General features: G+C 70.7%; 13 protein-coding genes. 7 read left to right on the top strand and 6 right to left on the bottom strand.

Features of this window, described 5'->3' with window-relative positions; all coding sequences use genetic code 11:
* Positions 1-135: 135 nt before the first annotated feature.
* Entirely contained in the window at positions 136-1,353 is a 1,218-nt protein-coding gene (locus tag VLK61_RS17575) for an MFS transporter (RefSeq protein WP_325422913.1), read from the top strand.
* 15 nt (positions 1,354-1,368) lie between these two features.
* Here the strand turns inward: VLK61_RS17575 and VLK61_RS17570 are convergent, their stop codons facing one another.
* From VLK61_RS17570 to VLK61_RS17560, 3 genes are read right to left on the bottom strand one after another with little or no spacing between them, the layout of a single operon-like run.
* Positions 1,369-2,160: a LytR/AlgR family response regulator transcription factor gene (locus VLK61_RS17570; protein ID WP_325422912.1), complete on the bottom strand. Its 792-nt coding sequence runs from the start codon at positions 2,158-2,160 to the stop codon at positions 1,369-1,371.
* Positions 2,145-3,305, bottom strand: a complete 1,161-nt coding sequence (locus VLK61_RS17565; protein ID WP_325422911.1) for a sensor histidine kinase — start codon at positions 3,303-3,305, stop codon at positions 2,145-2,147. The genes VLK61_RS17570 and VLK61_RS17565 overlap by 16 nt, the downstream gene beginning before the upstream one ends.
* Positions 3,306-3,338: 33 nt before the next feature.
* Positions 3,339-3,854 carry a DUF6622 family protein gene (locus tag VLK61_RS17560; RefSeq protein ID WP_325422910.1) on the bottom strand — a complete coding sequence of 172 codons (516 nt, stop codon included), beginning with the start codon at positions 3,852-3,854 and terminating at the stop codon, positions 3,339-3,341.
* A gap of 215 nt (positions 3,855-4,069) precedes the next feature.
* On the opposite strand from VLK61_RS17560, the gene VLK61_RS17555 reads away from it, so the two are divergent.
* Positions 4,070-6,724: a S8 family peptidase gene (locus VLK61_RS17555; protein ID WP_325422909.1), complete on the top strand. Its 2,655-nt coding sequence runs from the start codon at positions 4,070-4,072 to the stop codon at positions 6,722-6,724.
* Between the two features lie 93 nt (positions 6,725-6,817).
* Here VLK61_RS17555 and VLK61_RS17550 read toward each other — a convergent pair whose 3' ends face one another.
* Positions 6,818-7,315, bottom strand: a complete 498-nt coding sequence (locus VLK61_RS17550; protein WP_325422908.1) for a cupin domain-containing protein — start codon at positions 7,313-7,315, stop codon at positions 6,818-6,820.
* A 25-nt stretch (positions 7,316-7,340) separates the two neighbouring features.
* On the bottom strand, positions 7,341-7,967 hold the full coding sequence (locus VLK61_RS17545; protein ID WP_325422907.1) for an RNA polymerase sigma factor: 627 nt from the start codon (positions 7,965-7,967) through the stop codon (positions 7,341-7,343).
* Between the two features lie 377 nt (positions 7,968-8,344).
* Here VLK61_RS17545 and VLK61_RS17540 point away from each other — a divergent pair, with 377 nt between their 5' ends.
* The 3 genes from VLK61_RS17540 to VLK61_RS17530 all read left to right on the top strand — a co-directional run bounded on the left by VLK61_RS17540 (position 8,345) and on the right by VLK61_RS17530 (position 11,396).
* Positions 8,345-8,923 (top strand): glycine zipper family protein, encoded by a 579-nt coding sequence (locus tag VLK61_RS17540; RefSeq protein ID WP_325422906.1) that lies wholly within the window; start codon positions 8,345-8,347, stop codon positions 8,921-8,923.
* A 77-nt stretch (positions 8,924-9,000) separates the two neighbouring features.
* A complete protein-coding gene (locus tag VLK61_RS17535; protein ID WP_325422905.1) occupies positions 9,001-9,756 on the top strand; it encodes a DUF6515 family protein in 756 nt (251 codons plus the stop codon).
* A 32-nt stretch (positions 9,757-9,788) separates the two neighbouring features.
* Positions 9,789-11,396, top strand: coding sequence for a M14 family metallocarboxypeptidase (locus VLK61_RS17530; protein WP_325422904.1), 1,608 nt, complete (start codon positions 9,789-9,791; stop codon positions 11,394-11,396).
* An 18-nt stretch (positions 11,397-11,414) separates the two neighbouring features.
* Here VLK61_RS17530 and VLK61_RS17525 read toward each other — a convergent pair whose 3' ends face one another.
* On the bottom strand, positions 11,415-13,013 hold the full coding sequence (locus VLK61_RS17525) for a helicase HerA-like domain-containing protein (RefSeq protein ID WP_325422903.1): 1,599 nt from the start codon (positions 13,011-13,013) through the stop codon (positions 11,415-11,417).
* A 145-nt stretch (positions 13,014-13,158) separates the two neighbouring features.
* On the opposite strand from VLK61_RS17525, the gene VLK61_RS17520 reads away from it, so the two are divergent.
* The gene (locus tag VLK61_RS17520) at positions 13,159-13,884 is read left to right on the top strand and encodes a YebC/PmpR family DNA-binding transcriptional regulator (protein ID WP_325422902.1); all 726 of its coding nucleotides are present in this window, start codon (positions 13,159-13,161) and stop codon (positions 13,882-13,884) included.
* Positions 13,881-15,161 carry a phosphoribosylamine--glycine ligase gene (gene purD / locus VLK61_RS17515; protein ID WP_325422901.1) on the top strand — a complete coding sequence of 427 codons (1,281 nt, stop codon included), beginning with the start codon at positions 13,881-13,883 and terminating at the stop codon, positions 15,159-15,161. The genes VLK61_RS17520 and purD overlap by 4 nt, the downstream gene beginning before the upstream one ends.
* Positions 15,162-15,179: the final 18 nt, after the last annotated feature.

The following is a 15,179-nucleotide window of genomic DNA, read 5'->3' as shown; positions in this document are numbered from 1 at the left end:
GGCGGGAGGCCGCTGCTGCGGGAAAGGCTGGATTCTAGGAGTCTGCGCCGAGGTGATGATGGGCCCACGTGCCGCGGCCATGTTGCGCTGCGCCCCTCGCGCGATGGGTGCTGGCATGAATCGGATGAACCGCCCATGACACAAGCCGCGATCGATACGCCGAAAGTGCCCGCCGCGATCGGCCTGTACCTGGCGCTGGTGCAGTTCTTCTTTGCGCTGACCTGGGTGGTCTACGTGATCTACCTGCCGCAGCTGGTTGAAAGCGCCGGGCTGCCGCGTTCGGTGGTGCCGTGGCTGCTGATGGCGGACCAGTTGGTCTTCATCGCCTGCGATGTGGCGGTGGGCCTGGCCAGCGACCGCGCGGCGCAACTGCTCGGGCGACTGGGGCGCTGGATGGTGGCGGCCACGCTGCTGTCGATGGCGGCTTTCGTCGCGCTGCCTTTCGTCGCGCCGGGCGGCTCGCCCGCGCTGCTGCTGGGGTTGACGTTGCTGTGGGCCGCCAGTTCATCGCTGCTGCGGGCGCCGCCGATGACCTTGCTCGGACGTTACGCGGCCAAGCCGGCGCAGCCCGGACTGGTGGCGCTGATGCTGATGGGCAGTGGCATCGCGGCGGCGCTGGCGCCGTATCTCGGCATGGTGCTGAAGGGCTGGGATGCGCGCGGGCCCTTCGTGCTGTCGTCGCTGAGCCTGGCGGCAGTGACGCTGGGCATGGTGGCGGCCGAACGTGCACTGGCGCGGGCCCGTGCAGCGCAGCCGGCGCCTGCCGCGCCGGTGCCGGCCGCACTGCGCGCCGCCAGGCCGGTCACGCCGATCCCCGGCTTCATGCTCGCCGCGCTGCTGGCGGCGCTGGCCTTCCAGGTGCAGGCCAACATCGTGCAGGCGCCGGGCTACCTGCGCCTGGCCGATGCGTCGCAGCTGCCATGGCTGATGCCGCTGTTCTGGGTCGGCTTCAACCTGGCGCTGATGCCGGCCAGCCAGCTGACCAAGCGCTGGGGCGGCCTGCCGGTGATGGCCGCCGCGGCGCTGGGCGCGGCGCTGGCCAGTGGGCTGGGCTGGCGGGCCGGCAGCCTGCCGGTGTTGATCGCCGCGCAGCTGTTGGCCGGAGCAGGCTGGGCTGCGGTGCTGATGAGTGCGTTTTCCAGCGCGCTGTGGTTTGGCCACACCGGGCGTGAAGGGCGCCTGGCCGGTGGGCTGAATGCCTTGCTGGCGGCGGCCACGCTGTCGCGCATGGGGCTGGTGGTGACGCTGGCACCAGCGCCGGCGGTGGCGGCCGGCTGGGGCTGGATCGCGGTAGCGGGTTTTGTGGCTGCAGCGATGTTGCTGGCAGCGATCTGGTCACGCGCGCGGCGTTGACCGTGCCGCAGCGCGCTACATGCCCTTGAACAGGTGCGCGTAGAGCCGGCTCGCAGTCAGCCGCTCGGGCCGGCCGCGCAGCGTCAGGGTGACCTTGCCGGATTCGTCGCGCAGCGCGGTGGTGATCGCGCTGGCCCGCACCACCAGGCTGCGGTGCACCTGCCAGAACTTCTGCGCGTCGAGTTGCGGCATCAGCTCGCGCAGCGACAGCCGGATCAGGTGCTCGCGCTCGGCGGTGATCACGCGCAGGTATTTGTCGGCGGCCTCGAAATACAGCACCTCGTCGATCGGCACCATGTGCACGATGTTGCCGACGCTGGCCTGGATCACCTCGAGCTTCGGCGTCACGCCGCCGGCCGGCGCGGCGACCAGCAGCGCGCGCAGCTGTGCCAGCGTCTGGTCCAGCGCCGGCCCGGCCGGTGCGCGGTCGGCCAGGCGTTTCTTCAGGCGCTCGATGCAGGCGGCCAGTCGGGCGCTGTCCACCGGCTTGACGAGGTAGTCCACCGCCTGGGCTTCGAAGGCCTGCAGCGCGTACTGGTCGTAGGCGGTGACGAAGACCAGCAGCGGGAAGGCGGGACCCTCCGGCCAGTCCTCGGCCAGCGCTTGCGCGGCGTCGAGGCCACTCATGCCGGGCATGCGGATGTCGAAGAAGCAGACCGCGGGCTGCAGCTGCAGCGCCTGCGTGACGGCACTGGCGCCGTCGCCGACGACGGCCGCGATCTGCAGATCGGGCCACAGCCGGGCCAGGTCGGCCTGCAGGCCGGCGGCCAGCAGCGGTTCGTCTTCGGCGATCAGCGCGGTGGGCATGGCGAGGGCTCGGTCGTTGCGGGGGTGTCCGGTGCCTGGGCCGGCGCGGGCAGCGGCAGGGTCAGCGTCGCCAGCGTACCGCCCTCGGCGCCCGGCGCTGCCGCCAGCGCGAAGCTGGCGCGCTCGCCGTACAACGCGTTCAGCCGTTCACGCACATGGGCGGTGCCGTAGCGGGTGTCGCTGCTGGGCGGCGTCGCGGCGTTGGCGGCAGCGGCCAGGCCGACGCCGGTGTCGCGCACCGTCAGCACCAGCTGGCCGCCTTCGCGCCGCGCCTGCACGTGGATGCGGCCGCCCTCGAGCTTGGGCTCCAGGCCATGCTTGATGGCGTTCTCGACCAGCGGCTGCAGCAGCAGCGGTGGCACGGCGGTGTCGCGCAGATCGGCCGGCAGATCGAAGTCCACCACCAGCCGCGGGCCCATGCGGATGGCCATCAGCGCCAGGTAGTCGGCCAGGCGATCGAACTCCGCGCTCAGTGGATGCGCGCCGTTGCGCGACGCGTTCAGCGTCGCCCGCAGGAAGCTGATCAGCCGGTCCAGCATGGCCTGGGCCTTGGGCGGGTCGATGCCGATCAGCACACGCAGATTGGCCAGCGTGTTGAACAGCATGTGCGGCTCGAGCTGGGACTCCAGCAGCTTCAGCTGGTTCTCCACGGCCAGGCGCCGGGCCGCTTCGGCGGCGGCCATCTCGGTGTGCAGGCGTTCGCGGGAATAAAAGAAGTAGGTCGCGGCGCCGGCCACCAGCAAGGTGATCAGCCCCGGCGACAGGTTGGTGAACAGGCTCGGCGACTGCAAGCCCAGCAGCCTGTCGACCAGCGAGGTGCCCAGCGAATAACCGGCCACCGAACCGATCAGAATCGTCAGGCTCATCGAGCCCCAGCCCGGCCAGTGGCTCTTGTCGGCCACGCGCGGGCCTAGCAGGCGCACGGTCAGCTGTCGGCCGCCATCGATGAACAACCAGATCAGGTTGCCAATCGCGAAGGAGTAGAGCAGCACCACCCCGTAGTCGCTGCGCCGGTAGGACAACAGCCAGAACGGCACCGAGACGACCAGGCAGACGATCTGGTTGACCAGGCCGCGGTACAGGAGAGAGCGGCGCGGTGGCGGCACGGCAGCTGGTGCATCGAGGGCGAGTGGGCGAGCGGTCATTCTCGTCGAGTCCCAAACGTCGGCTGGCATCGCTCAGGCGGCCAGCGGCACGGCAGCTTTGGGCGCCTGGGCCAGCACCCGCAGGGCGCGGCCGGCGAACAGCCCGGCCATCAGGCCATACAGCAGGCTGGCGCTGAGTGCGAAGGTGGCCAGGTGCGCCAGTGCCGGGTTGAGTGCCAGCGAGGCATTGACGACATAGCGCAGCGTGAACACGCCGAGCAGCATGGCCATCGGCATCCAGCTGCCGCCGATCGCAAAGCGCTCGTTCGGCAAAGCCTGGGCGCGCAGCGGCAACTTCAGCACGGTGAGGGCCGCGATGCCGGCGGCCATGCCCAGCAGCCAGAGCAGCAGCACGCCGGGGTCGGCACCGAAGGCCTTGCCGACAGCGGCCAGCGACAGCACACCCAGCACCACCGGCACCACCACCAGCGGCGTGCGTCGCATGACATGGTCACGCGACTGCTTGAGGCCCAGCGCGACGAGGCCGGCCAGCAGCGCCCAGACCCAGGTCGGCGTGTGGCTGAAGATCTGGTGTGCAGCGGTGTTCATGGTGGGGCCCTTTTCGATGGCAGCGGGGTTGCGTTGGCCGCATCTTCAGCGGCGGCGGTGCAGCGCACGAGGGGGCTGCGACGAAACGCCGCCCGGCGGCGGGAAGCGCGCCAGGGCCGGCGCCAAGTACCGGTCGCCCGCTGTGGACCGACGGCCGCGCTGGCCGCCGTTGCTAAGATTTGTGGCCAATAACGAACGAGACAACGAGGGAGATCATGGCCATTGCCACATCAAAGCATCTGCGCACGGCGCTGGCCTGCCTGGCCCTGCTGCCGGGCCTGTGTACCAGCCTGCTCGCGGCCGAACGGGGGCTGCTGCGGCCGCTGCCTGCGGCTGCCGTCGCGGCGCAGGAGGAGGAGCGTGACGGCGCCCGCGTCATCGTCAAATTCAAGGCGCTGGGTCCTTTGATGCACGCCCAGCGCAGCGCGGGGCCGAGCGTGCGCGGACCGCAGCACGCGGCCACGCTGGGCCGGCGCACCGGCCTGTCGCTGGCCGACGGTCGCATCATCGATGCGCGAAGCCAGGTCCTGCGCGGCGGCAAGGGGCTGCGGTCGACCGCGCTGGCGGCGCGCCTGGCGGCTGACCCGGACGTGGAATACGCCGTGCCCGACCGGCGCCGCCGCGCGCTGGCCTTGCCGAACGACCCCTTGCTGGCGGCCAGCACCAGCACCTCGCCGGCGGTCGGCCAGTGGTACCTGCGCGCGCCGGATGCCACGGCGGTGTCGGCCATCAATGCGGTGGGCGCCTGGGCCGTCACCACCGGCTCGAAGAGCGTCGTGGTGGCCGATCTGGACACCGGCGTGCTGCTCAACCATCCCGATCTGTCGGCCAAGCTGTTGCCGGGCTATGACTTCATCGACGACGCGGCCACCGCCGGCGACGGCAACCGTCGCGATGCCAGTGCGGCCGATCCGGGCGACTGGACGGCCGATGACGAATGCGGCACCGGCGTGCCGGGCGGCAGCAGCAGCTGGCACGGCACCCAGACCTCCGGCCTGATCGCGGCGCAGACCGGCAATGGCGTCGGCATGGCCTCGGTGGGCTACAACGCCCGCATCCTGCCGGTGCGCGTGCTCGGCAAATGCGGCGGCTGGGACTCGGACATCATCGCTGCCATGCTCTGGGCCGGCGGGGTGTCGAAGACGCCGGTGAGCAATCCGAATCCCGCGCAAGTCATCAACCTGAGCCTGGGCAGCGACAGCCCCTGCGATCGTGCGTATGTCGATGCCGTCAGCCAGCTCACGGCGGCCGGCGTGGTGGTGGTGGCCGCGGCCGGCAACAGCGTGGGCCTGGCGGTCGGCGCGCCGGCCAACTGCCCCGGCGTGATCGCGGTGGCCGGCGTGCGCCATGCCGGGACCAAGGTGGGTTACTCGAACGTAGGCCCCGAGGTGGCCCTCTCGGCGCCGGCCGGCAACTGCGTCAACCTCAGTGGCGAGTGCCTGTACCCGATCGTGACCACCACCAACACCGGCACCCGCGCGCCCGCCACCCACAGCTACAGCGACGGCAGCAACTACTCGGTGGGCACCAGCTTCGCGACGCCGCTGGTGGCCGGCACCGTGGCCCTGATGCTGTCGGTCAACCCGGCACTGACACCGGCCCAGGTCAAGAGCATGCTGACCAGCACGGCCCGCGCCTTCCCGACGACGAGCCCGGATCCCGAGGTCACGCTCTGCCATGCGCCGAACCGCTTCGAACAGGCTGAGTGCATCTGCACCACCTCGACCTGCGGCGCCGGCCTGCTGGATGCCGCCGCGGCGGTCAACGCGGCCGCTGCGCTGCCGGCGCCCACGGTGCGCATCACGGCCTCGTCCACCACGGTGCAGGCCGGCGCGACGCTGACGCTCGACGGCAGCGCGTCCACCGCGTCGAACGGTCGCACGCTGGCCGCCTACCAATGGTCGGTGGTCAGCGGCAATGCCATCGCCGTCATCAATGGGGCCAGCAACGCCGCCACCGTGCGCGTGCTCACCTCCGGCGTCGGCAGCTTCACGGTGCAGCTGACCGTGGCCGACAACGCCGGTACGCAGGCCAGCAGTTCGACGAGTGTGACGGTCAACCTGCCGAAGGCGCCGACGGTGAACGTGCAGGCCTCGGCCAGTGTCGTGCCCGCGGGCAGCACGGTCAGCTTCGACGGCGCGGGGTCGACCGCGGCCACGGGCCTGAAGATCACCGGCTACCAATGGTCCCTCACCAGCGGCGGCGCGCTGGCGTCGTTCACCTCGGGCACGCGTGCGGCGACGGCCACGGTGGCCACGGCGGGTGCCGGCAGCGGCAGCTTCACGGTGCAGCTGACAGCGACCGACAGCCTGGGCCAGCAGGCCAGCACCTCGCGCACGGTCTCGGTCACCGCGCTGACGCCGATCGCCAGCATCAGCACGGCCGCGGCGGCCACCGCCGTCGGCAGCAGCCTGGCCTTCGACGGCAGCGGCTCGACGGCACCGAGTGGCCGCTCGATCAGCGCCTACCAGTGGACGATCACCAGCGGCGCGTCGCTGGCGGCGTTCAGCGGCAGCACGACGGCGGCCAGCGCGAACCTGATCACCAGCGGTGTCGGCAGCGTCACGGTGCAACTGTGTGTGAGCGACAGCGCGGGCGCGCAGGACTGCAAGAGCAGCACGGTGACGGTGCGTGCCAGCGACAGCGATCGGGTCGTCAGCTGGGCCGAGGCCACGTTCCCGGCCTACTTCCCGGCACCGGCCACCGCCGGGCAGTTGCAGCAGTACAGCTACCGCTACTACCCGGCCACCGGCAACTACATCGGCTTTGCCGAGGGGCGGGTGCTGCTGCACAACGGCCGCGACTGGAACCTGCTCGACGTCGGCACGCTGGCCGACCTGCTGGCGCGGGCGGCCGCGACGGGGTTCTGACGGCCCCGGGGCGCCGGCACCGGGGCTGCCCTTGGACCGGCGTGCACGGGATCGCGAAGCCGGTACAGGCCGGCGCCGCCGGCCAGAGCGGCGCTAGACCAGCAAAGTCGCCTCCGGCGCCGCGCCGCGCAGGAAGATCAGGGCGCCTTTTTCGCTGACGATGGGCATGTGCAGCTTGTCCTGCCGCCCGAGGTGGAAGCCGCCGGCACCGACCTCGAGTTCGCCGATGCGCAGCGCGCCTTCGAGCACCACGCATTCTTCGTCGATCGGGTGGCGGTGCGCGGGCAGGCTGGCCCCGGGCGCCAGCCTGATCAGGTAGGACATGATGCCTTCGCACTCGTGCAGCACTTTCAGGCTCAGGCCGGGGCCGAAGGGCTGCCATTGGCCATCGGCCGCACGCACCGTGAGGTGCTGGCCACGCTGGTCTTCGGCCACGCGCGCGAGCACGCGGCGCTTGACGCGGGCCATGCTCAGCGCGTCGCCTTGCGTGCTGGCGGTGGCACTGCCGTTGAGCAGATCGACGATGTCGGCGTCGAGCACCGGTTCGGCATCCGGCGCCGCAATGTCGGGGGTGGGGATCGGGTGGTCCATCATGGGTGGCGTGCAGCGGTGTGTGTCAGGCGGACATCAGCCCGCGCAGTTTCTGCTGGGCGCGCAGCAGCAGCGATTTCACGGTGCCCAGCGGCAGGCCGGTGGCCTGCGCCGTGGCGGCATGGGAGAGTTCGCGGAAATAGGCCAGGCCCAGCACCCAGCGTTCCTGCGGCGACAGCGCGGCCAGCGCGCTGTACAGGCGACTGCCGGCCTGGGCCAGCGCGAGCAGTTCGTCCGGCCCGGGCAGCTGGGCCACCAGGCCGGCCAGCGTGCCTTCGTCGGATTCACCGCCGGCCGCGGCTTCGGTGGCCTCGTGCTGCTGCTGGCGGCGCAGGTCGATCGCTCGGCTGCGCACACGCGTCAGCAGCCAGGTCACGGCGCTGCCGCGGCTGGCGTCGAAGCGGGCTGCTTCGCGCCAACACTGGAAGTAGCTCTCGGCCAGCACGTCGTCGACATCGGCCTCGCGAAGCAGGCGGCGCGCCAGCACGTGCGCATAGGCCACGGTGGCGTCGTAGAAGTGCTCGAAGGCCCGGGCATCACCACCCGCCGCCTGCGCCAGCCAGCCGGCCAGGCGCCGGTCGCGCTCAACACGCACCGCGTCGTCGGTGCTCGGCGATGCCGCGCGCGGGGTGTCGGTACGGACGGGTTGCATCACAACCAGGCGAGGCGCCAGCGGGGAGGACGGCGCGGATCTTGCCAGACCCGGCTGGCCACGGCCAGCCGCAACTGCGGGGTGCAGCAGGGACAGCGCGGCGTTCATCGAGCGGGGCTCATGGCGGGTGGCTCAGGGTGGATGCGCAAGGCTCATCTCGTGGGGCATGGCAAGGGCCATCGTCTGGCATACGCGGGCTTGGCGCGCCTGGATGTGCCGACCCTGAGGTCGCCAGGGTTGATGCCCGGACCTGGGTGCGTCTGCCGGCCGGCCGTTGCCGTAGACGCTGGGGCATTGCAGCGCCTGCGGTGTCGGACTTTGCATTGCTTTACGTCAACGCAACCCCGGGGGCGCGGCGTTGGATCACCATGCACGCCATGAATGCTCCAGCATTGCTCCGTCTCCCGCGCCAGCGTCTTGCCCTGGCCTCGGCTCTGCTGGCGACCTGGCTGTCCGGCTGCGTGGTGGCACCCGCCCATCGGCCGGTGTATGCCGCCGAGGGACGCCGGCCGTCGCCCCCAGTGGCCGAGGCGCCGATGTACTTCTACCCCGAGCGCGGCCAGCCCGATGGCCAGCAGGATCGCGACCGCTACGAGTGTTACCGCTGGGCGGCACAGCAGACCAGCACCGATCCCGGCATGACGCCGGTGCGCCAGGTGCGCGGCCCGAGCCCAATGCCGCCGGTGCGTGATGGCGCCGATGTGGTGGCCGGCGCGGTCACCGGGGCGGCGCTGGGCGCGGTGGTTTCGTCGCCGCGCCATGCCGGCGAGAACGCGGTGATCGGCGCGATCTTCGGCACCGTGCTCGGCGCCATCGCGCAGGAGTCGCGTGCCCAGGCCATCGAACAGGCCCAGGCCCGCCAGCAGCAGGCCGCCGCAGCCACGCGTGTGCCTTCCGACAACTTCCGCCGCGCGATGTCCGCCTGCATGCAGGGTCGCGGCTACCGCGTGAGCTGATGCGCGACAGCCACTTGCAGGAGCCAGGAACGATCATGAGCCGCTCACATCATTTGTTATCTGCCTTGGGCCTGACCATGACGCTGCTGCTGGCAGCCGGAGTGCCGGCGGCTTTTGGTCAGGAGGGTCGTCACGAAGGCCGCCAGGGCGGCGGCGGGCGCGAAGGCCCGCCCTCGGCCACTCGCGAGGCGCAGCCTTCCGCCGGCCGTGCGGGCCCGCCGCAGCAGTCCGCGCCGCGACCGATCGATCAGCGGGTCCAGTCCGGCGGGCATCGTGGTGACGGGTCGCGCTGGTGGGATGGTGCGCATGGCCATTCGCACTACTACCCGACGCCGGGCTGGGCCGTGCGCAGCTTGCCGTCGCGGTCCCGCGTGGTGTTCTGGTCGGGCGTCAACTACGGCTACTACGACGGTGTCTGGTACGCACCCGGTCCGCGCGGTTATGCGGTGGTGCGGCCGCCCTACGGCATCGTGGTGGCCGACCTGCCGGCCTTTCGCACGCTGGTCACGATCGGCGGCCTGAGCTACCTGTACGCCAACGGCGTGTACTACCGCGAGCGCCCGGAAGGCGACTATGAAGTGGTGCCGACGCCGGTGGACAACGCGGCCGGCGGCCCGTCGTCGGACAAGCTCTTCGTCTACCCGCGCCAGGGGCAGACGGCGCAGCAGCAGGCCAGCGATGAATACGACTGCCACCGCTGGGCCGCGTCGCAGACCGGCTTCGACCCGACCGCCGCCGCGGTGGGCCAGCCCAGCGGCGACGTGATGCGCCGCGGCGACTACCAACGCGCGCGCAGCGCCTGCCTGGAAGGGCGCAACTACACGGTGCGCTGAAGCGGCCGCATGCTGCACGCTACAGTGCGGCGATGCGTCGTCCTGCCTCCCACAACGCCCCGCGGCGCGCGCTGCGCCGCGCACCGATCCTGGCCTTGCTGATCAGCCTGCTGGCCCCGCCTCATGCGCTGTCGCAACTGTCGCCCTACGCCGATGCGGTGGCGGCGCGCTTTCCCGCGCCCAGCGTACGCTACGACGTGCCGGTGCTGGCCGAAGGCCGCGACGACTTCACCGGCAACGACGAACTCGCCGACCTGCTGACCCAGCTCTCGCGCGCCGGCGGTACCGGCGGCACGCGCATCGACCGGCTGGAGCTCGGCCGGTCCCAGGAGGGCGTGGCGATCCAGGCCCTGCGTTTCAGCCGCAGCACTGGCAAGCCCGTGGTGCTGCTGATCGGCCAGCAGCATGGCGATGAGCCGGCCGGCGCGGAAGCCCTGCTGGTGGTGGCGCGCGCGCTGGCCGGCAGTGAACTGGGCGCGGTGCTGGACCAGATCGAGGTCATCGTGCTGCCGCGCGCCAACCCCGATGGCGCGGGCTGGGGCCGCCGGGTGGCCGCCAATGGCTTCGACATCAACCGCGACCACCTGCTGCTGCGCACCTCGGAGTCCCAGGCACTGGCGCGGCTGGTGCGCGAGCACCGGCCGGTGGTGGTGGTGGATGCGCATGAGCACACCGTGGTCGGCCGCTACCGCGAGAAGTTCAACGCGGTGCAGCGCTACGACATGCTGCTGCAGTACGCGATGGCGGCCAACCTGCCGCCGGCGCTGGGGCGGGCCAGCGAGGAGTGGTTCCGCCAGCCGATGCTCGCTGCGCTGGCGCGCGAAGGCCTGCGCAGCGAGTGGTACTACACCAACTCGATGGCGCCGCAGAACCTGCGCCTGTCGATGGGTGGCGTGCAACCCGACACCGGCCGCAACGTCAATGGCCTGCGCCATGCGGTGAGCCTGCTGCTGGAATCGCGCGGCGTCGGCATCGGCCGGCTGCACCTGGCCCGGCGCATGCATTCGCACGTGGTGGCGATGCGGGCGGTGCTGCACAGCGCAGCGGCCCATGCCGCCGAGCTGGTCGCGCTCCAGCGCGCGGCCGACGCGGAGGTGGCCGCGGCTGCTTGCCGCGGCAGCGTGGTGGTGTCGGCGACGACCACGCCGACGCGGCGCGAACTGCTGATGCTGGACCCGGTGACCGGCGCCGACAAGGCCTTGCAGGTGGACTGGGATTCGGCGCTGCAGTTGCGCACCGTGCTCGAGCGGCCACGCCCCTGCGGCTACTGGCTGGCGGCCGGTGAGACCGTGGCGGTCGAGAAGCTGCGCGCCCTGGGCGTCAGCGTGCGCACGCTGGGCGCGGCAGTGACCCTGCAGGCCGAAGCCTGGCAGGAGCAGGCGCGTGGCGAGATGGCGCGGCCCGATGTGCGCGGCACCGCGGCCGATGGCGCCCAGACCATCGTGCGGGTCCAGGTGGGGCTGGCCGCGCGCGAACACCGGGCCGAGCCCGGCAGCCACTACGTGCCGCTGGATCAGCCCTACGCGAACCTGATCATCGCGGCGCTGGAGCCCGATACGCAGAACAGCTACTACGCCAACCGCCTGCTGGGCGACCTGAACGCGGTGCTGCGGGTAACGGCGCGGCCCGAAGGTTTCTGAGCCCGCACGGCAGCAGGTTCAGCGCCGGCGCCTGCTGCTGCCGCCCAGCAGCGAACCCAGCACGCCGCGGACGATTTCGCGGCCGACGCTGGAGCCGATCGAGCGCATCGCCGAACGCGCCGCCGATTCGGCCAGCCCTTCATGCCGGCCGCCGCGTGGGCCGGTGCTGCCGAACAGCACGTCCTTCAGGCCGCCGAACATGCCGCCGTCGGCCGGTGCCGGCGCGGGTACCTGCGGCATGGGTGTGCGTCGGGTAGCGTCAATGGCTTCATCGGCCATGCTGCGGCCACCGGAGCCTGCCGGCGGCTGCGCGGCATGCGGGTCGGCCACCGGGCCGCTGGCCGCGCGGCCCTTGATCTTTTCGTAGGCCGATTCACGGTCGACCACCTTCTCATAGACCCCGGCCACCAGCGAGCCATTCCGCAAGGCTTGCCGCTGCTCGGCGCTGATCGGGCCGATCTGGCTGCCCGGCGGCAGCACGAAGACCCGCTCGGTGACGCTGGGCCGGCCCTTGGCGTCGAGAAAGCTGATCAGGGCCTCGCCGACCGCCAGCTCGGTGATGGCCGTGGCCATGTCGCCGATGGCCGGGTTCTGGCGCATCGTGTCGGCCGCCGACCTCACCGCCTTCTGGTCGCGCGGCGTGAAGGCGCGCAGCGCGTGCTGCACGCGGTTGCCCAGCTGAGCCAGCACGGTGTCGGGCACGTCCAGCGGGTTCTGGGTCACGAAGTACACGCCGACGCCCTTGCTGCGCACCAGCCGCACCACCAGCTCGATGCGCTCGATCAGCGCCGAGGGGGCGTCCTTGAACAGCAGGTGCGCTTCGTCGAAGAAGAACACCAGCTTGGGTTTGTCCAGGTCGCCGACCTCGGGCAGCAGCTCGAACAGCTCGGACAGCATCCACAGCAGGAAGGTGGCGTACAGCCGCGGCGCGTTCATCAGCTGGTCGGCGGCCAGGATGTTGATGACGCCCTGGCCATCGACGGTCTGCATGAAATCGCTGATGTCCAGCATCGGCTCGCCGAAGAACCGGTCGCCGCCTTGCTGCTCGATCTGCAGCAGCCCGCGCTGGATGGCGCCGATCGACGCCGCGCTGACATTGCCGTACTCGGTGGTGAAGTCGCTGGCGTTGTCGCCCACGTGCTGCAGCATCGCGCGCAGGTCCTTCAGGTCCAGCAGCAGCAGGCCGTTGTCGTCGGCAATCTTGAACACCAGGTTCAGCACGCCGCCCTGGGTCTCGTTCAGCGCCAGCATGCGCGACAGCAGCAGCGGCCCCATGTCCGACACGGTGGCTCGCACCGGGTGGCCGGCGGCGCCGAACACGTCCCACAGGGTGGCCGGGCAGGCCGCATGCACGGGTTCCGGCAGCGCGCGCTCCTTGATGATGGCCGCCAGCTTGGGGCTCAGCGCACCGACCTGCGTGATGCCGGTCAGGTCGCCCTTGACGTCGGCCATGAACACCGGCACGCCGATGCGGCTGAAGCCCTCGGCCAGGTTCTGCAGCGTGATGGTCTTGCCCGTGCCGGTGGCGCCGGTGATCAGGCCATGGCGGTTGGCCAGCGCCGGCAGCAGTTCGCAGCGGATCTCGCCATGTTGGGCAATCAGCAGGGGGTCGGCCATGGTGGGCTGGGCAGGGCGAGTGGGTGACCTGCGCAGTCTATTGCAGCGGACCCGGCAGGAACGCCGGCCGGCCGGCCGTAAAATTGGGAACAACACTGATACATCGAGCAGCCCGTCGCCGGGTTTGCCGGAGGAGTAGAACGAGATGGCTGGACATTCCAAATGGGCCAACATCCAGCACCGCAAGGGCCGCCAGGACGAAAAGCGCGGCAAGGCCTGGACACGTGTGATCCGTGAAATCATGGTCGCGGCCCGCCTGGGCGGCGGTGATGTGACGGCCAACCCGCGGCTGCGCCTGGCGATCGAGAAGGCCAAGGCGGTGAACCTGCCGGTCGACACCGTCAAGCGCAACATCGACAAAGCCACCGGCAACCTCGAAGGCGTGAGCTACGAAGAGATCCGCTATGAAGGCTATGGCATCGGCGGCGCGGCGATCATCGTCGACTGCATGACCGACAACCGCGTGCGCACCGTGGCCGAAGTGCGGCATGCCTTCAGCAAGTACGGCGGCAACATGGGCACCGAAGGTTCGGTGGCCTTCCAGTTCAAGCACTGCGGCCAGTTCGTGTTTGCCCCGGGCACCAGCGAAGACAAGGTGATGGAAGTGGCGCTGGAAGCCGGCGCCGAGGACGTGATCACCGGCGAAGATGGCTCGATCGAGGTGCTGTGCGCCGCGCCCGACTTCGAAGCCGTGAAGCACGCGCTGGAAGGCGCCGGCCTGAAATCCGAGATTGCCGAAGTGACGATGCGCGCCGAAAACACCATTGCGCTGGAAGGCGAGGACGCACAGCGCATGCAGAAGCTGCTGGACGTGATCGAAGACCTGGATGATGTGCAGGACGTCTTTCATAACGCAGAGTTGGCAGCATGAAGGTCCTTGTCATCGGCGGCGGCGGTCGCGAACATGCGCTGGCCTGGAAACTGGCCCAGAGCCCGCGGGTGCAGAAGGTCTACGTGGCGCCCGGCAATGGCGGCACGGCCCGCGACACACACCTGCAGAACCTGCCGCTCAGCGACCCCGCGGCGCTGGCCGATTTCGCCGAGCAGGAAAAGATCGCGCTCACCGTGGTCGGCCCCGAGGCACCGCTGTCGTCCGGCGTAGTCGACGTGTTCCGCAACCGCGGCCTGCGCATCTTCGGCCCGACGCAGGCAGCCGCGCAGCTGGAGAGCTCGAAGGCCTTCGCCAAGGACTTCATGCAGCGCCACGGCATCCCGACCGCGCTGTACGCCACCTTCGGCGATGCGGCCGAGGCCCACGCGCATGTCGACAAGGTCGGCGCCCCCATCGTCATCAAGGCCGATGGCCTGGCGGCCGGCAAGGGCGTGGTGGTCGCTACAACGCTGGAAGAAGCGCATCAGGCGATCGATTTCATGTTGGTCGACAACACCCTGGGCGTGCAACATAACGCCGGTGGTGCGCGGGTGGTGATCGAGGAATGCCTGGTCGGCGAAGAGGCCAGCTTCATCGTGCTGGTGGACGGCGTGAACGTGCTGCCGCTGGCCTCCAGCCAGGACCACAAGCGCCTGCAGGACGGCGACCTGGGGCCCAACACCGGCGGCATGGGCGCCTACTCGCCGGCGCCGGTGGTGACGCCGAACGTGCACGCCAAGGCCATGCACGAAATCATCCTGCCGACGGTGGCCGGCATGGCGCGTGACGGCATCGTGTTCACCGGCTTCCTGTACGCCGGGCTGATGATCGATGCCAACGGCCACCCGAAGACGCTGGAATTCAACACCCGCATGGGCGACCCCGAGACCCAGCCGATCCTGATGCGCCTGAAGAGCGATCTGCTCGAGGTGCTGATGCATGCCACCGACGGCACGCTGGACCAGGTGGAACTGCAATGGGACCGCCGCGTGGCGCTGGGCGTGGTGGTGGCCGCCGCCGGCTACCCGCAAGCACCGCGCAAGGGTGATGCCATCACCGGCCTGCCGGCCGATGCCGAAGATGCCGTGGTGTTCCACGCCGGCACCACGCTGGAAGATGGGCAGCTGCGCGTCAGCGGCGGCCGGGTGCTCTGCGTCACCGCCCTGGGCGATTCGACCAAGCTGGCACAGCAACGGGCCTACGACGCGATGCGCGGCATCCACATCGACGGTGGGCAGTACCGCCGCGACATCGGCCACCGCGCGATCAAACGCTGAGTGCCGGGCGGTTTCAGC

This window comes from Aquabacterium sp. (assembly GCF_035476535.1).
Lineage (GTDB): Bacteria > Pseudomonadota > Gammaproteobacteria > Burkholderiales > Burkholderiaceae_C > Pseudaquabacterium.
Note: the sequence above shows the minus strand (reverse complement) of the source record. Positions and strands in the feature narration are given on the sequence as shown.